Origin of the sequence: Streptomyces natalensis ATCC 27448 (assembly GCF_000935125.1) — a bacterium.
Taxonomy (GTDB): domain Bacteria; phylum Actinomycetota; class Actinomycetes; order Streptomycetales; family Streptomycetaceae; genus Streptomyces; species Streptomyces natalensis.
Window position 1 is genome coordinate 666,351 of the sequence record NZ_JRKI01000034.1, and the last position, 16,169, is coordinate 682,519.

At 70.1% G+C, this 16,169-nt stretch carries 16 protein-coding genes; 5 read left to right on the forward strand and 11 right to left on the reverse strand.

Annotated features, from left to right (window positions below):
* Window positions 1-243 precede the first annotated feature (243 nt).
* From SNA_RS27620 to SNA_RS27640, 5 genes are all read left to right on the forward strand, one after another.
* Window positions 244-1,212 carry a cytochrome P450 gene (locus tag SNA_RS27620; RefSeq protein WP_157880118.1) on the forward strand — a complete coding sequence of 323 codons (969 nt, stop codon included), beginning with the start codon at window positions 244-246 and terminating at the stop codon, window positions 1,210-1,212.
* A 136-nt stretch (window positions 1,213-1,348) separates the two neighbouring features.
* Window positions 1,349-2,170, forward strand: coding sequence for a class I SAM-dependent methyltransferase (locus tag SNA_RS27625; protein WP_030069938.1), 822 nt, complete (start codon window positions 1,349-1,351; stop codon window positions 2,168-2,170).
* A 269-nt stretch (window positions 2,171-2,439) separates the two neighbouring features.
* A complete protein-coding gene (locus SNA_RS38920; protein WP_063752846.1) occupies window positions 2,440-2,835 on the forward strand; it encodes a chorismate mutase in 396 nt (131 codons plus the stop codon).
* A complete protein-coding gene (locus SNA_RS27635; RefSeq protein ID WP_157880119.1) occupies window positions 2,778-4,133 on the forward strand; it encodes an FAD/NAD(P)-binding protein in 1,356 nt (451 codons plus the stop codon). Before SNA_RS38920 ends, SNA_RS27635 begins: the two co-directional genes overlap by 58 nt.
* Window positions 4,134-4,218: 85 nt before the next feature.
* A complete protein-coding gene (locus SNA_RS27640; protein ID WP_198535140.1) occupies window positions 4,219-5,247 on the forward strand; it encodes a methyltransferase in 1,029 nt (342 codons plus the stop codon).
* A 102-nt stretch (window positions 5,248-5,349) separates the two neighbouring features.
* Here the strand turns inward: SNA_RS27640 and SNA_RS27645 are convergent, their stop codons facing one another.
* From SNA_RS27645 to SNA_RS27695, 11 genes are all read right to left on the reverse strand, one after another.
* Complete coding sequence (locus tag SNA_RS27645; protein ID WP_030069946.1) at window positions 5,350-5,883, reverse strand: GNAT family N-acetyltransferase; 534 nt, start codon at window positions 5,881-5,883, stop codon at window positions 5,350-5,352.
* A 385-nt stretch (window positions 5,884-6,268) separates the two neighbouring features.
* The gene (locus tag SNA_RS27650; RefSeq protein WP_030069948.1) at window positions 6,269-6,841 is read right to left on the reverse strand and encodes a hypothetical protein; all 573 of its coding nucleotides are present in this window, start codon (window positions 6,839-6,841) and stop codon (window positions 6,269-6,271) included.
* Entirely contained in the window at window positions 6,838-7,959 is a 1,122-nt protein-coding gene (locus tag SNA_RS27655) for an ROK family glucokinase (RefSeq protein WP_044367140.1), read from the reverse strand. Before SNA_RS27655 ends, SNA_RS27650 begins: the two co-directional genes overlap by 4 nt.
* A 262-nt stretch (window positions 7,960-8,221) precedes the next feature.
* A complete protein-coding gene (locus SNA_RS27660; protein ID WP_030069952.1) occupies window positions 8,222-9,031 on the reverse strand; it encodes an ATP-binding cassette domain-containing protein in 810 nt (269 codons plus the stop codon).
* Window positions 9,028-10,071, reverse strand: coding sequence for an ABC transporter permease (locus SNA_RS27665; RefSeq protein WP_044367143.1), 1,044 nt, complete (start codon window positions 10,069-10,071; stop codon window positions 9,028-9,030). Before SNA_RS27665 ends, SNA_RS27660 begins: the two co-directional genes overlap by 4 nt.
* Window positions 10,068-11,051: a sugar ABC transporter substrate-binding protein gene (locus SNA_RS27670; protein ID WP_030073391.1), complete on the reverse strand. Its 984-nt coding sequence runs from the start codon at window positions 11,049-11,051 to the stop codon at window positions 10,068-10,070. The genes SNA_RS27665 and SNA_RS27670 overlap by 4 nt, the downstream gene beginning before the upstream one ends.
* Window positions 11,052-11,260: 209 nt before the next feature.
* Entirely contained in the window at window positions 11,261-12,265 is a 1,005-nt protein-coding gene (locus SNA_RS27675; RefSeq protein ID WP_030073389.1) for a sugar ABC transporter substrate-binding protein, read from the reverse strand.
* 130 nt (window positions 12,266-12,395) lie between these two features.
* On the reverse strand, window positions 12,396-13,115 hold the full coding sequence (locus SNA_RS27680; RefSeq protein ID WP_030073388.1) for a GntR family transcriptional regulator: 720 nt from the start codon (window positions 13,113-13,115) through the stop codon (window positions 12,396-12,398).
* A 246-nt stretch (window positions 13,116-13,361) separates the two neighbouring features.
* On the reverse strand, window positions 13,362-14,081 hold the full coding sequence (locus SNA_RS27685; protein WP_044367145.1) for an SDR family oxidoreductase: 720 nt from the start codon (window positions 14,079-14,081) through the stop codon (window positions 13,362-13,364).
* A gap of 174 nt (window positions 14,082-14,255) precedes the next feature.
* Window positions 14,256-15,116: a transporter substrate-binding domain-containing protein gene (locus tag SNA_RS27690; protein ID WP_030073384.1), complete on the reverse strand. Its 861-nt coding sequence runs from the start codon at window positions 15,114-15,116 to the stop codon at window positions 14,256-14,258.
* A 127-nt stretch (window positions 15,117-15,243) separates the two neighbouring features.
* Window positions 15,244-15,912, reverse strand: a complete 669-nt coding sequence (locus SNA_RS27695) for a bifunctional 4-hydroxy-2-oxoglutarate aldolase/2-dehydro-3-deoxy-phosphogluconate aldolase (protein WP_030073382.1) — start codon at window positions 15,910-15,912, stop codon at window positions 15,244-15,246.
* Between the last annotated feature and the right edge of the window lie 257 nt (window positions 15,913-16,169).

Here is a 16,169-nt window from a genome sequence, read left to right on the forward strand (position 1 = left end):
GGTCTCCGCTCGTCCGGCCTCGCCCGGATCATCGCTCGCCCTTCGCTGAGAATGCTCAACCGTCGCTGCGAAGGGTCACCTGCTCCCGGCTGCCACCGGGCCGGGAGCCTGGGGGCCGTTGCGGCCGGCGGTGTCACACCTGCGTGACGGCCAAGGTGATCTCGCCGAAGCACGGCCGCACCCGGTGTACCGCGCCAGTACGCGCTGACCATCCCTCCCGAAGTCGTCAACACCATGGGAAATGTGAACAGTTCGGGACTGCACGCCGAGATCCTCAAAGCCCTCTCGCCACGCTCCGACAGCGGGCTGGCCGAGTGGATGACGGCACGGGCCCACGATCTGCTCGACGAGATAGTGCGCCAGGGGCCGCCCGTGGACCTGCGCGACTGGTACGCCGCGCCCTTCTCCGGCGCGCTGCTGTGCAAGATCCTCGGGCTGCCCTACCGCGACTGGCGGCAGCTGATGTCCGGCCTGGACCTCGCCTTCGTCACCAGCCCCGACGCGTACGACGGCTGCACCGCCAACTGGGACAAGGACTACGCCTACGTACTCGACCAGCTACGCACCGACCGCTCGCGGCAGAGCGGACCGATCCGGCGGCTGTGCGAACTCAAGGACACCGAGCAGGACTCACGCCACGGGCCCGGGCCGACGTCGGGGGGCCTGACCGACGCGCAGATCGCGGCCTTCGTGACATCCCTCTTCGGCGCCGTCAGCACCTCGGCCTTCCTGCTCCACGCGGTCCTCGCCCTGGTGCGCCACCCCGGAACCGTGGCACGCCTGCGGGCCGACCCCGGGCTCATGGAGAGCGCCGTCGGCGAGCTGCTGCGCCACACGATGTCCATCGGCGACGGCCTGCCCCGCATCGCCACCGCGGACACCGAGCTCGGAGACGTGCTCATCCGCTCCGGGGAGCTGGTCCTGGTGTGCGTGGAAGCGGCCAACTTCGACCCGGCGGTCTTCGGCGAACCCGAACGCCTCGACATCGGCCGGCACCCCAACCCCCACCTCTCCCTCGGCGCCGGCCGCCACTACTGCCCCGCCTCCGCCCTCTCGTGCGTCCACGCCCGGGTCGCTCTGACGGCCCTGCTGGAGCGGCTTCCGGACCTGCGGCTCGCCGTGCTGGTGGACCAGCTCGTGTGGCGCACCGGGTACATCAAACGCCTCCCCGAGCGCCTTCCCGTGCTCTGGGGAACACCGGCAGCTCACTAGTGTGCTGCGCAGGCTGCGGCCTCGTGTGCAGATGCTTCATCTGCGGGCTCCTCAAGTCGGTGGGGAGGACCCGCACGCCCTCTCTCCTCGGTCACCACAGCAGGCAAACCCCGATCCTCGCGGTCATACTGAAGCGGTGCGGCATGGGGATGCCGGGCGCTACGGCGAGGACGCCTTCCGCCCGGAGGAGACCGGCGAGGCCGACCGCATCGATCTGGGCGCGCTCGCCTATGACGAGGTGAGCACCGCACGGCTGACGGCGCTGGGTGCCGGCCCCGGATGGCACTGCCTGGACGTCGGGGCGGGGACCGGCACCGTGGCGCGGTGGCTGCTGGAGTCGGCGGATGTCACCTCCGTCCTCGCCGTGGACCGTGACACCCGTTTCCTCCCCACCGGACGCCCGCCGGGCCTGGTGGCCCGGACTGCCGACATCACCGCACCGGACTTCGACCCCGGCCGCTTCCATCTCGTCCACGCCCGCTTCGTGCTGATGCATCTGCGCTCCTGGCGCCGGATGATCGCCAGGCTCGGTTCGCTGCTCGTCCCCGGTGGTGTGCTGGTGCTCAGCGACGCCGTCGACCTGACCACCGCCACCGCGCCGGCCACCCCGTACACCGCGGTCATGCGCGCGATGTGGCAGGCGCTGCGGCAGAGCATCGGCACGGACATCTCCTGGGTGCCGGACTACCCGTACTTCCTTCTGGAGGAAGGTCTGCGCTCGGTGGCCGCCGAGATCCACGTCCCTCCACTGGTCCCCGACAGTCCGCTCAACCGCTTCTGGGCCGACACTTGGGAGCGCACGCGGGACGCCATCCTGGCGACCGGCCAGGTCGATGAGCCACAGATCGAACTGGCCCGGCACGCCTTGTCCTCCTCGGAATCCGCCGGCCTCTCCCCGGGCATGCTCACCACCTGGGGCTGGAAGCCCCAGCGCTCCGCCGGCGCCGCCCACCCGTGACTGTTGTCCGCAGGGGCGCGCCCCGCGTGGCCGGAGCACGTCCTCAAGACGTCGTTTCGCCCGAGCAACGGTTCACCTCTTCGGCTTCCGCTCGCATGAGCGCGGTCTTTCAACACGATCACGCTGTTCGCCGTGCCTGACCGGTTCCTGCGGGGCCGTGGGGGCGCGAGGGTCGCATAAAGACCTCTCGGGGCCCGGCGCAGCGGTGGTCGTGCCGAGCCGTGGGGTTTGCACGGCAACGTTGGTTCGAGTGGCCGGGAGAGAGAGTCATGGCGCATGTGGAGCATGTCCACGACCGGGAGATCGCGGAGGCGCGGCGGCGTCTGGATGAGCTGGACAGACGGATCCTCCGGTTACTGAAGGAGCGCATATCGGTTTCGGCTCTGGTGCAGGGGGCGCGTGTTGCCGTCGGTGGCTGCCGTACGGATCTGCGCCGCGAGCAGGTGATCATCAGCCGCTACCGCGAGGGGCTGGGACGGGGTGGCAGTGAGATCGCGCTGAGTCTGCTGCGGCTGTGCCGCGGTGCGGAATCCCGGCCGGTGCGTGGGGACGGGGGCGGGCCGGTGTGCCGGCCCCTCACCACGATCCCGACCACGGCCTGGCATGGATGCGCGCCAGTGACCTCGCGGTGCACGACCCGGTCACCGGGCAGCCTGCGCTCGTGACCCGCCCTGCCTACGGCGACTACCTGCACACCGCCACAGGCGGGGCCATCGCCCAACTGGAGGCCCGCGGCTGGCGCGTGCGCCTGGTATCCGAACGCGCCGCCCGCCTCCGGTGCGAGGGCAGCGGAGTGCGGCTGGTGACCACCGGCGGCAGATGCCACGACCTCGACCGGGCGGTCCTTGCCGTGGGCGGCAACGCCTACGCCGACCCGTACCGCTTGTCCGGCACCGCGGACTACCTGCCCGACCCCTACCCCCTGGCAAAACGCCTGGCCGCCATTCCCCGCGGTTGCCGGGTGGGCATCCTGGGCACCGGGCTGGCCGCCGTCGATGTGGCCGTGGCCCTTGACGCTCTCGGCCACGACGGGCCGGTCAGCATGTTCTGCCGCAGCGGCCTGCTGCCCACCGTCCGAGGCCCCCACACCGCCTACGATCTGGCCCATCTGACCGTTCCGTCGATCGAACGCGCCGCCGGCGACGGTCCGCTCTCGCTCACGGCTCTCAAGCGGCTGGTCGAGGCAGAACTCCATGCTGCCGGCAGCAGCCTTGACCGCCTCCGCCACACGCTGCACTGCCAGCCCCCGCTGGCCCACCTGTCCGCCCAGCTGGACGCCTTCCGCGCCGGTGGCGACATCGGGCCCCAGATTCTCCAGAAAGCCGTCCCCACGGTCGGACAGGACCTGTGGTACCTGCTGGCGCCGGACGCCAAACGCTGGGTGGTCGACAACCTCCACCGCACCGTGATGGCCCTGTGCTGCCCCATGCCGCTGCGCAACGCCACCCGCCTCGCCCGTCTGCTGTCCACCGGCCAACTCACCGTCCGCCCCGGCACCACCGCCATACGGCCCGCCCCCCGCAGGGGGTTCACCATCGACACCGGTGCCGGACCCGTCCGCGTGGACCTCCTGGTCAACACCGTTACCCCGGCTCGCCGGAGAGTCCCACTGGCCGCACGCCGCCTCCTCGACAACGCCACCACCACCGGCACGCTCAGCCGCCACCCACTGGGCGGGATACACCTGGACCGGCACACCAGCCAAGCCCTCACCACACACGGCCGCCCCCGGTCCTCCCTCTATGTCCTGGGTGAACTCACCAGCGGCGCCTTCTACTTCATTTCCGGCATGCCGGTCCTGGTCAAACGCAGTGCCGACATCGCCCACTGCCTCACCCGCCACACCACACCACCCCCGCATCCCTTCCCTCTCCCCCAGGCCGGCCGGGTCCCTGTACCGAAGTCCAGGACCACGGCACACGGCAATACCCAGCGGCACGCACCGGCCAGGGACGCGGCGTGACGCATCCCGACAACCCAGGAGAGACGCTGCGAGCCTTGCCGCCGGCCGCGCCTCTGCCCCGGAATCGACCGGCAAGGAGATCCCCATGACCAACGAGACCGCTGCCTTCGACAGAGCGCCACAGGCCATGTTCCTGCTGGAACAGGCGATGGAGTACGCCTACCCGGCAGCCCTCCGCGCCGCGGCCGTGACCGGTATCGCCGACCACCTCGCTGACGGCCCCAAGACGACGGAGGAACTGGCCCGCATCACCGGGGCCGAGGCGCAGAAGCTGTACCGGACACTCCGACTGCTCGCCACTCGCGGCGTGTTCCGCGAAGTCGAGCAGGGACGGTTCGAGCTGACCGGCACAGCGGAGTATCTGCGCACCGACGTGCCACTGTCGGTGCGGGCGGCGGTCATGATGATCACCAGCAAGGCCATGTGGCTGTCGACCGGCGAACTCGCCGGAAACCTCCGCGGCGGCGCCGACGGCATTTCGTTCGAGAGCCTCTTCGGCAAGACCATCTGGGAACACTGGTGCCGCGACCTGCCGCCGGAGGAAGAATTCCACACCGGGATGATGTCGATGACCGAGCCGGAGATCCAGGATCCCGTGCGCAGCTACGACTTCCCCGAAGGAGCCACCGTCGTCGACGTGGGCGGCGGCTACGGCGGAGTGCTGATCCCCGTACTACGGGGCAACCCGACCCTGCGCGGCATCCTGTACGACCAAGAGCACGTCCTGGCCAAGCACCGACTGACCGAACTCGGCGCCGACGACCGCTGGGAGACCGTACCCGGGGACTTCTTCGACAAGTGCCCGGAAGGAGACGTGTACCTCCTCAAATACATCACACACAACTGGGACGACGCACGCGCGGTACGGATCCTGCGCAACTGCCGCAAGGCCATGAAACCCGGCGGACGGGTACTGCTCTTCGACATGGTGATCCCGCCGGGAAACTCCCCACATCCGGGCAAGCTCATGGACGTCATCGTGATGGCGATCTACCCCGGCCGCGAACGCACCGAAGAAGACTTCCGCCGGCTCCTCGCAGACGCCGGGCTGCGACTGACCCGAATCATCAACACCACCAGCTACCTCTCGACGATCGAGGCCGTCGCGGCCTGAGGGCTACGACCTGGTTCACCGCGGCGAGTTCCGGTGCCGCGTGCCACGGACCGGGCCGCAGCACACATCGGTTGTCCCGTGATGATCCGATGGCTGGGCTGTTCACGCCTGGTACTCGCTGAGGTCAATGGTGTGAACGCGCAGCGGGAAGCCGTACACCGGGTGTGCCGTCTCACGCTCCAGCACCATGCCGAGCTTGCGGATGACGTTCTCGGAGGCATTGTCACCCACCCGGCTGATGCTGATGACGCGGTCGAGGCCACGGTCCTGAAGCGCGAACTCCAGCGTGGCTTGGGCTGCTTCGGACCCGTATCCCTGACCCCAGAACTGTGAGCCGAGCCGCCAGCTGATCGCCACGGCGGGCCCGAGCTCCGGCAGGAACTCAGGCACGGACAGCCCGGTGAAGCCGGCCAGTTCACCCGAGGCCAGCAGCTCGACGGCGAAGAGGCCGAAGCCCTCCTCGTCCCACTCCTCCTCCCACCGCTCGATGGCCTCTGCCGTGTGGTCCAGGTCGCGCACCGAGCCGTCGTCGATCCAGCGCATGACCCGCGGGTCCGCGTTGATGTCGGCCATGGGCGCGAGGTCGTCGTCATGCCAGCGACGGAGCAGGAGGCGGGGGGTGCGGATCTCGGTCATGGCACCCATCCTGCCGAAGGCAAGGGCCTCATCAGTAATCGGCACTCGCCGTGCCGCCGCGCCCGGACCTCCGAGTTCCAGCCGTCGGCGTCTCGCGGGCTCTCACACAGGCGTCTCACCAACAGCGTCGACCCACCTGGACCACAAGTACCTGACCTGCGAAAACGCTCCTGATCTAGCTCTAGACCACCTAGACCGCCTAGACCACACAAGGCACCATCTACAACCTGTGCCACGTGGTGCCGAGCGAGGCACCCCATACGCGTACGGGTGCGTCGTCGGGACCGTCGATCCGGTGCTACGTGGTCTTCTCACTCCCCCGACCACGCCACCGAACTCTCTGACGCGGTCCTGACACCCGGGTCAGGAAGAGGCCGGGACGGAATCAGAACGTGATGGTCGAAACGGTGTAGACGACGGGGTGGCCGGGCTCGTCGTAGCTGACCATGATCCGCTGGGTGGGCTGAGGCGCCTTCTTCGGGTTGACGGTGCCCGCCCAGGGCCAGTCGACGGTGAAGTCCCAGCCCACCTCGGCCGCTTGCTCGGGCGGAATGGTCTTGGCGCCCTTCTTCAGGGCGGCGGTGCTGGTGCCCACCGCCTCCAGATAGCGGTCCAGGCCCCAGTCGTTGGTGCGGAACTGCACATACAGCGAACTGGTCTTCCATGAGTTGGTCTCGTAGTAGTAGACCGGTGTGGAGCCGATCGGCACCGGTACGTCGTAGGTGCGCTGCTGGACCTTGGAGGGGAAGGCGTTGGTCAGCCCGGTGGCCGCGGCCTCCGCCCTGGAGCTCGCGCTGCCGCGGCGGCTCTGCTGGGCGGAGATGACGATATAGCCGGCCGGGATCGCGATCAGCAGGAAGACGATCAGCGCCATCAGGACCGGGCGGCGGGGCTTTCCGCCGGGGGGCGGGGTGGGGTGGGGGGCGTCGTTCATGGGATCCGGGTCGGTGTCGGTCATCGGCGGCCGGACCGTTCATAGCGCTCGTAGCGCTCGACACGGCGGCGGTTGGCGCGCCTGAAGCGGCGGGCGATGAGGCGGGCGAGGTCGGCGGCGCCGACCATCCCTGCCTCGGGGCCCAGCTGGGCCTTGGCGATGGTGGCCTCGGGGCGGTAGCCGCGGCCGGTGAGGGTGCGCCGGAAGGCGTCCCGGGCCGGGCCGATCAGCAGGTCGTCGGCGGCGCTGACGCCTCCGCCGATGACGAAGCAGGACGGGTCGAGGGCGGCGGCGAGGTTGGCGATGCCGACGCCGAGCCACTGGCCGATGTCCTGGAGGAGCTCGACGCACATCGCGTCGCCCTCCCGGGCCAGTTCGGTGATCAGCGGTCCGGTGATGTCGCCGATCCGGCCGCCGACCCGCTCGATGATGTTGTACGCGACCGGTGAGTCGGCCGCGGCCAGTTCCCGGGCCTCGCGGACCAGGGCGTTGCCGGAGCTGTACTGCTCCCAGCAGCCGCGGTTGCCGCACGGGCAGCGGTGGCCGCCGGGCACGACCTGCATATGGCCGAACTCGCCGGCCACACCGTACTTGCCGCGTTTGACCTGGCCGTCCTCCAGGATGGCGCCGCCGATACCGGTCCCCAGCGTGATCATCACGAGGTGGTCCTCACCGCGTCCGGCACCGAAGCGCCATTCCGCCCAGGCGGCGGTGTTGGCGTCGTTGTCGACCATGACGGGGACCGCGAGACGGCCGGCGAGGCGGTCGCGCAGCGGTTCGTTGCGCCAGTTCAGATGCGGGGCGAACAGCACCCGGCTGCGGTCGGCGTCGACCCAGCCGGCCGCGCCGATGCCCACCGCGTGGACGTCGTGCCGGTCGGAGAGGTCGAGGACCAGCTCGGTGATGGTGTCCTCGACGACCTGGGGGCTCTTGGACTTGTCCGGCGTCTCGGTGCGGACCTTTTCGAGGATGGTGCCGTCGGCGTCCACCACACCGGCCATGACCTTGGTGCCGCCGATGTCGATGCCGACGGTGGGCACCCGGGGCGCGGTCAGATGCGAGCGCCGTTCACGGGCGCCGACCGTGCGCAGGACGGTGGCCGAGGCGGACCCCCGGTGCACCCGGTCCCGGTACATGCTCATCGGCCCACCTCTTCGCCGTGACGTTCACCGTGACGGCTGCCGCGTTGGTCGCGGCGGCTGCGTGCTCGCAAGAGTCGTCTCGTCCCTGCGGGTCTCGGGAGGCCGGGGCCTCGGCGGGGCATGGCGCGTACGGCCGGCCCGTACGACGCGCGTGATGCGGATGGTTCGGTGCGATTGTGCATCACCGGCGGCATTCGGCGCACCGCGACCAGGCATTGCTGCGCCCCGTGCCGCACCGGGCGACGCGGGGCGCGACACGCGATCACTCCGGTCGGTGGCCTCCCGGGAATTCCGGGGTCGCCGCCCGGGCCAGCTCGTGGCTGAGCGCTTCCAGCTCGCTGCCGCCCGCCATCTGGCGGGTCAGCTCCTCCAGGGCGATGTCCGATTTGGCGTGCCGGCCGGCCATCGTGCCGCGCTTGAGCAGGACGAAACGGTCGCCGACCAGATAGGCGTGATGCGGATTGTGGGTGATCAACACCACGCCGAGCCCGGCGTCCCGCGCGGCCGCGACGTACTTGAGGACGACCCCGGACTGCTTGACGCCGAGCGCCGCCGTCGGCTCGTCCAGGACGAGGACCTTGGCACCGAAGTAGACGGCGCGCGCGATGGCCACACACTGCCGCTCGCCGCCGGAGAGGGTGCCGATGGGCTGGTCGACATCGCGCAGATCGATGCCCATCCGCAGCAGTTCGCTGCGGGTGGTCTCGCGCATGGTGCGCGCATCGAGCCGCTTGAAGGGGCCCACTCCGGTCCTCGGCTCGGATCCGAGGAAGAAGTTCCGCCATACGGGCATCAGCGGGACGACGGCCAGGTCCTGGTAGACGGTGGCGATGCCGCGGTCCAGCGCCTCGCGGGGCGAGGCCAGCCGGGTCTCCTCCCCCTCGATGCGGAAGGTGCCGGCGTCGTGCTGGTGCAGCCCTGCGATGATCTTGATGAGGGTGGACTTGCCGGCGCCGTTGTCGCCGAGGACGCAGGTGATCTCCCCGGCGTGCACGTCCAGGGACACGCCTTCCAGGGCCTTGATGTTGCCGTAGAACTTGCTGACGTCGTCGAGCTCGACCAGCGCTGTCATGACTTGTCCTCCGCCCGCTTGCGGACCCATGCGTTCAGGAGTGTGGCGAGCAGCAACATCGCGCCGAGGAAGAACTTGTACCAGTCCGGATTCCACTGTGCGTAGACGATGCCCTTGCTGGTCATGCCGAAGATGAAGGCGCCGACCGCGGCCCCGATCGCCGAGCCGAAGCCGCCGGTCATCAGGCAGCCGCCGACCGCCGCGGCGATGATGTAGAGGAATTCGTTGCCGACGCCGTCGCCGGACTGGATCGCGTCGTAGGAGAAGAGCAGATGCTGGCCGGAGATCCAGGCGGCGAAGGCGACGCCCATGTACAGGCCGATCTTGGTCTTGGTGACCGGCACACCCACCGCCCGCGCCGCGTCCGCATTGCCACCCACCGCGAAGATCCAGTTGCCGACGCGGGTGCGCAGCAGGATCCAGGTGGCGACGGCGACCAGCGCCAGCCACCACACGATGGTGATCTGGATGTCGACGCTGCCGAGGGTGAGATGCGAGGCGAAGAGCGTACGGGCCGAGTCGAAGCCCTCCATGTCGGCGATGGACTTCGTGGAAACGGTGCCGTCGATCAGCTTGGTGAAGCCGAGGTTGAGGCCGGTCAGCATGAAGAAGGTGCCGAGCGTGATGATGAAGCTGGGCAGTTTCGTCCGGGTCAGCAAGACCCCGTTGAGGACGCCGAAAGCCAGCGTGACCAGCAACGACACCCCGACGCCGACCCAGGTGTTGGCGGTCATCTGGTAGCTGAACATGGACGAGATCAGCGCCGCGCTGACGACCATGACGCCGGCCGACAGATCGAATTCGCCGCCGATCATCAGCAGTGCGACCGGGACGGCCATGATGCCGATCGTCGACGAGGCATAGAGCACGGTGGAGAGGCTGGAGGGCCGCAGGAACGGTTCGGCGGTGATCGCGAAGAAGAGGAAGACGGCCACCGCGCCGACGACCGAGCCCAGCTCGGGGCGGCCCATCAGGCGGCGCGCCAGGGAGCGGTGCAGCAGGCGTTCGTCCGCCGCGGGTGCCTTGACGGTGGTGGTCATCGGGTCCCCCGCTGGGTGAAGTCCTGCAACGCGGCGGCGTCCTTCTTGGTGATCACCTGGGGTCCGGTGAGCACCGGCTTGCCGCCGCCGAGCGCGTCGGAGTTGTACTTGTAGAGCCAGAGCAGGTCGACCGCCTCATAGCCCTGGAGGTAGGGCTGCTGGTCGACGGCGAAGCCCAGGGAGCCGTTCTTGAGGCCGGTCGCCACCTGGGCGTTGAGGTCGAAGGTGTCGATCTCGGCCTTGCCGGCGGCCTGCTCCCTGGCCTTGACGGCCGTGGCGGCGAAGGGGGCGCCGAGGGTGACGACGGCGTCGATGGACGGGTCCGCCTGGAGCTTGGACTCGATGGACGACTGCACGTCCGGCATGTTCGTACCGTCGACGTAGAGCTTCTGGAGGTCGCCCTTGAAGGTCTTCTTCGCACCGTCGCAGCGCTGCTCATGGCCGACGTTGCCCTGTTCGTGCAGCACGCACAGGGCCTTTTTCCGGCCACGCTTGTTCAGCTCGTCGCCCACGGCCTCACCGGCCACCGTCTCGTCCTGCCCGATGTGGGTGAGCGCGCCGAACGCCTTGGACTGTGCGGCCCCGGAATTCACCGTGATCACCGGGATCCCGGCCTTCTCGGCCTTTTCCACGACGTCCTTCATGGCGCTGGGCTTGGCGAGCGAGACGATCAGCCCGTCGACCTTCTGGTCGATGTAGGACTGCACCAGCTGGGACTGCCGCTGGGCCTCCTCGTCGTGCCCGTAGAGGAAATTGATGTTGTCCTTGACGGCGGCCTGCTTGGCGCCGTTCTGCACGATGTCCCAGAAGGTGTCGCCGTCCCCGGAGTGGGTGACCATCGCAAAGGTCCACTTCGGGGTGTTGACCGCGGCCTTGCCGCCGGCGGTCCGGGCGGTGCGCTCCTCCTCGGCGCGCTTGCCGCCGGTGGCGCTGCACCCCGCCAGGGCGGCGCAGAGCACCGCCGCCAGCGCGACGCTCACCGCGCGTCCCCTTCTTCGTATCCGTCCTCTACTTCGATCCGTTGCCACGAGGACTCGCCCTTCCCGCTGGTGTTGCTGTGTTGGCCGCATGGGTGGTAGCTCCCTGGCTGCGCCCGCCGGCCGCCCGGCCGGTAGCCGCCTGGCTGGATTTCGTCCAACCGCACAAGTATCCGTTACCGGTGATCTGTCCCGGTTCGAGGGGTCGGCGCTCACCGGGTGCCCCGCCCCGTGTATTCCTCCAGCTTCGGTACGTCCTTGCCGCTGACCAGCTGCGGGCCGGTGAGCACCGGCCGGCCGCCGCCCAGGACGTTGGCGTTGGCCTTGTGCAGGGCGAGCAGGTCGACCGCCTCGTACCCCTGGAGGTAGGGCTGCTGGTCGACGGCGAAGGTGACGTCCTTGGCCTTGAGCAGCTTGACCACGGCGACGTTCAGATCGAAGGTCGCGATCTGCGCCTTGCTGCCCGCCTCCTGCTTGGCCTTGACGGAGACCGCCGCCATCGGCGCACCGAGCGTGACGATGGAGTCGATGGAGCTGTCGGACTGGAGCTTGGCCTCGATGGACGACTGCGAGGCGGGGGCGTTGGTACCGTCGACGTCGAGGTTCTCGACCGTGCCGGAGAAGCCCTTGCGGACGCCGGCGCAGCGGTCCTCCAGCGACACATTGCCCTGCTCGTGAATGACGCACAGGACCTTCTTGCGGCCCCGCCGGCCGAGCTCCTCGCCGACCGCCTTGCCCGCCACCGACTCGTCCTGGCCGATATGCGTCAGCGCCCCGTACGCCTTGGAGAACTGGCCGCCGGAGTTGATGGTGATGACCGGGATGCCGTGCGCCACGGCCTTGCGGACCACCGCCTTGAGAGCCTCGGGTTTGGCGAGGGTGACGATCAGCCCGTCGACCTTCTGGTCGATGTAGGACTGCACCAGCTCGGCCTGTTTGGCGCCCTCTTTGTCGTTGGCGTAGAGGAACTTCACCCGGTCCTTGGCGGCGGCCCGCTCCGCGCCGTTCTGGACGATGTCCCAGAAGGTGTCGCCCTCGCCGGAGTGGCTGACCATGCCGATGGTCATCCGGGGTGTGGCCGCCCCCTCGTCCCCGGCACCGTCACCGGAGGCGCTGCACCCGGCGACCAGCGCGAGGGCCGCCACCAGGGTGGTGGCTGCGGGGAGGGTGACGGGTCTGGCCGTACGCACTTTTCGCGCGCTTCGCACGCCGATCATCGTGGAACCGCCTTTGCTCCAGGCCGCGGGAATGCGACTGGAGGAGTTCTAACGGCGGGCGCGGAGCCGCGTCAATACTTTGTCCGAACATTCTGACGACAGCACGCGCACGGCCACGGTCCGCGACCGGTCAGGGACGGACCAGCAGCTGGAACTCGAAGGCGTACCGCGAGGCGCGATAGACATGCGAACCGAACTCGACCGCGCGCCCGGTGTCGTCGAAGGTGGTGCGCTGCATCGTCAGCAGCGGGGCGCCCTCGGGCTCCTCCAGCCGCTTGCCCTCGTCGGCCGTCGCGGCCCGGGCGCCGACGGCCTGGCGGGCGCTGTGCAGGGTGATCCCGGCCGCCCGCATCAGGCGGTAGAGCCCGGTCTCCTCCAGCTCCGCGGTCTGAAGCGTCAGCAGGCCGGCCGGCAGGTGGTTGCGCAGATGCGCGACGGGCTCACCGTGGGCGAACCGCAGCCGCTCGACGAGTGCCACCTCGGCGCCCTCGGCGATGCCCAGCGCGGCGGCGACCTCGGCGTCCGCCACGGTGGTGGTGTTGAGCAGCACCCGGGTGGCGGGCTTCTGCCCGGCCGCCTCCAGGTCGTCGTAGAGGCTGCTCAGCTCCAGCGGGCGCTTGACCTGGCTGTGCACGACCTGGGTGCCGATACCGCGGCGGCGGACCAGCAGCCCCTTGTCGACCAGCGACTGGATCGCCTGGCGCACCGTCGGCCGGGACAGCCCGAGCCGCCCGGCCAGCTCGATCTCATTGCCGAGCAGGCTGCCCGGCGCCAGCCTGCCGTTCTCGATCGCCGCCTCCAGCTGCTGCGACAGCTGGAAATACAACGGGACCGGGCTGCTCCGGTCCACGCTGAACTGGATCGGGCTCTCGGCGCCCGTGGCATGTGCATCGCGTTTCCCCACGCTCGCGAGCGTATCCGTCCGCGCAGATGACGGGAAGTCCAGAGGTCACATTGTCCGGACATTGCCGGGCAGGGGTGGGGGCGGGGGTATGGGGCCGCGAGGGCCAGGCCGTGGGACGGGGCCTGGGACGGGGCCGCGGGAGGGGGCCGCGGGACGGGGCCGTGGGCGTACGGCCGCGGGGCGCGCCGGCGGCTACCACGGCAGCGGGCTGCCGTCGCGGAAGAAGCCGCCCGTCGGCCCGTCGTCGGGCAGCGTGGCGGCGTGGACGACACTCGCCGCCCCCTCCTCGACCGGCCGCCCGCCCGGCCCGCCCATATCGGTGGCCACCCACCCGGGACAGACCGCATTGACCAGGACGCCGTCGCCCCGCAGCTCGTCCGCCAGCATCCGGGTCAGCGCGTTCAGAGCAGCCTTGGAGGCGCTGTACGCCGGGGTGCCGCCGCCCATGGAGGCGAGCGAACCGGCCTCGCTGGAGACATTCACCAGCCGCGGATGCGCCGAGGCGCGCAGCAACGGTGCAAAGGCGATCGCCATCCGCCACGGCCCGTACAGATTGGTCTCGGCTGCCTCCCGGACGACGGCGAGGTCGGCGGTGACGGCCCGCTGCCACGTGTCGTAGGCGATACCGGCGTTGTTGACGAGGACGTCCAACCTGCCGTAGAGATGGGCGACTTGGCCCACCGCGGCGGCCACACTGCCCTCGTCCGTGACATCGAGCCGCAACGGCCGCACCTCGCGCCCGGTCTCGCGGGTCAGCTCTTCGGCGGCCCACTCGGTGGGCTCGAAACTGCGCCCGGTCAGCAGCACCGTATGCCCGAGGGCCGCCAGTTGCCGGCACACCTCCCGGCCGATTCCGCGGTTGGCACCGGTGACGAGGGAGACGGTGGCGGTCGGGTCGAGCGACGGGGGCATACGGGGCTCCTGAGGCGGGTGGGGGCGGTGCAGGGATACGTAGCCGCTCGCCCGCGTTCCGTCACCTCACATCGCCCGGCTGCGCGCCCTCTCCCCCTGACCGCCCGCCCGCTCACGCTCCGCCACTTCGCGCCTCCTCGATGACTCGTCCACTACGCCACGCCCCGCGCCACGTCACTTCATCCACGCCCCTTCGTACCTCCGGTACGTCCCGTCATGCGTGGCCAGATGGACCCACTGGTCCACATAGGCGCTGAACTCCTCGTCGCCGCGCGGCAGTGCATACGCCTTCTCTGAGAAGGTGAACGGCTTGCCGGGGTGGACCGAGCAGAGTTCGGGGTGGCGGGCGGCCTGGTAGCGGGTCTCGCTCGCGTCGGTCATCATCACGTCCGCGCGGCCGGCGATGATCTCGTCGAAGATGGTGGTGTTGTCCTGGTGGACGATGATCCGGGCCTTCTTGAGGTGGGCGCGGGCGAACTCCTCGTTGGTGCCGCCGGGGTTGACGATGGCCCTCGTCCCGGGGCGGTCGATCTGATCCAGCGTCCGGTAGCGGTCCTTGTCGGCGCAGCGGACGAGGGGCGTCTTGCCGTCCGTACGGGTGGGCTCACTGAAGTACACGGTGCGGGCGCGGGCGAGGGTGATCGAGACGCCGCCCATGGCGATATCGCAGCGGCCCGCGGCGAGGTCGCCGATGAGGCGGGCCCAGGTCGTGGCGACATAACGCGGTGTGGCGTCCAGGCTCTTGGCGAGGTCCCGGGCCATCCGGATGTCGATACCGCGGTAGGCGCCGGTCTGTGGATCGCGGTAGGTGAAGGGGCGGTAGTCGCCGGTGGTGCAGACGCGCAGCACGCCGCGCCGCGGGATGGCGTCCAGGAGGGTGGCGGACGGCCGCCGGATGTGCGGGGCGGCCGCGGTGGGCGCGGAACCGGGCGTGGGAGCCGGGGCGGTGGCGGACGATACGGCGGCCGGCGAGGGGGCGGCGGCGGTGAGGGCGAGGAGACAGGCGAGGGCGGACAGCGTGGCGGCGCGCTTCATGGCGGCTCCTGCGGCAGGCGCATGATCATGTGGTGGAAGCGCTCAGCGTGGCAGAGGGGGCTGCCCTGCGGAAGTCCGCCCCCGGAAGCCCGCCCCGCTCCGCGCCGTCGCCGCCCTCGCCCGGAGCTCAGTCCTCGAACGGCTCGGCCATGATGTCCGGCGACGGATGGTCGGGGGCCGCGTCGGCGAGGCGGGCCAGGAGGTCGGCGGCGCGTTTGGTGACGGTGTCGCGGTCGCCCTCGGAGAGTGCGGAGCCCATGCCGACGGCGACCGCGCCCGCGGCGATCCATTCCGGCGCGTCCTCGACCGTCACCCCGCCCGTCGGCAGCAGCGGCGCCTGGGGCAGGGCGGCGCGCACCTCCCGTATCCAGGACGGGTGATGGGCGGCGGCCGGGAACAGTTTGAGGGCGTCGGCGCCGAGTTCGAGAGCGCGGACCATTTCGGTGGGCGTCGACACACCGGGGAAGACCGGGACGCCGTAGCGGTGGGCCGTACGGATGACCTCCGCGTCCAGGCTCGGCGAGACCAGGAAGCGGGCCCCGGCGTCCACGGCCATCCGGGCCGACACCGCGTCAAGAACCGTGCCCGCGCCGATGACCGCGTCCTCGCCCAGCTCGCGGGTGAGGGTGGTGACCGCCTCCAGCGCGAACGGCGTGGTCAGGGATATCTCCAGGCTGGTGATGCCGGCCGACAGCAGGGTGTCGGCGGTGGCGCTCGCCTCGTCATAGGTCTTGCTGCGGACGATGGCGAAAACCCGCTGAGCCAGGGCGGCCCGGGTGATCTCCCAGCGATACACGGCAGTTCGCCGTCCTTCCTTGTCTCCAACGCTGCATGCCGCCGTCCACCGCCGGTCGCGGCTGCGACGGACCCGTCCCGGCGGAAAGGGCGGACCAGGCACTTCCCGGGGCGCGCCACGGCAACCGGCCACGTCATGGCCCTCGGCCGCTGCACGGCCTCTTTGCCGCCGATGCCCGCCCACTCCTCGTTTCTACCGAAACGCTACCGGCAACCACTGACAATCCTCCCCCGGGGGTGCGCTCTCGCGCCCCCTTA

Excerpts from the sequence above, each read along its gene's own strand:
- SNA_RS38920 (WP_063752846.1), top strand. The coding sequence starts at position 2,440 with ATGGCGCATGTGGAGCATGTCCACGACCGGGAGATCGCGGAGGCGCGG.
- SNA_RS27635 (WP_157880119.1), top strand. The coding sequence starts at position 2,778 with ATGCGCGCCAGTGACCTCGCGGTGCACGACCCGGTCACCGGGCAGCCT.
- SNA_RS27640 (WP_198535140.1), top strand. The coding sequence starts at position 4,219 with ATGACCAACGAGACCGCTGCCTTCGACAGAGCGCCACAGGCCATGTTC.
- SNA_RS27645 (WP_030069946.1), bottom strand. The coding sequence starts at position 5,883 with ATGACCGAGATCCGCACCCCCCGCCTCCTGCTCCGTCGCTGGCATGAC.
- SNA_RS27650 (WP_030069948.1), bottom strand. The coding sequence starts at position 6,841 with ATGACCGACACCGACCCGGATCCCATGAACGACGCCCCCCACCCCACC.
- SNA_RS27655 (WP_044367140.1), bottom strand. The coding sequence starts at position 7,959 with ATGAGCATGTACCGGGACCGGGTGCACCGGGGGTCCGCCTCGGCCACC.
- SNA_RS27660 (WP_030069952.1), bottom strand. The coding sequence starts at position 9,031 with ATGACAGCGCTGGTCGAGCTCGACGACGTCAGCAAGTTCTACGGCAAC.
- SNA_RS27665 (WP_044367143.1), bottom strand. The coding sequence starts at position 10,071 with ATGACCACCACCGTCAAGGCACCCGCGGCGGACGAACGCCTGCTGCAC.
- SNA_RS27675 (WP_030073389.1), bottom strand. The coding sequence starts at position 12,265 with ATGATCGGCGTGCGAAGCGCGCGAAAAGTGCGTACGGCCAGACCCGTC.
- SNA_RS27685 (WP_044367145.1), bottom strand. The coding sequence starts at position 14,081 with ATGCCCCCGTCGCTCGACCCGACCGCCACCGTCTCCCTCGTCACCGGT.
- SNA_RS27690 (WP_030073384.1), bottom strand. The coding sequence starts at position 15,116 with ATGAAGCGCGCCGCCACGCTGTCCGCCCTCGCCTGTCTCCTCGCCCTC.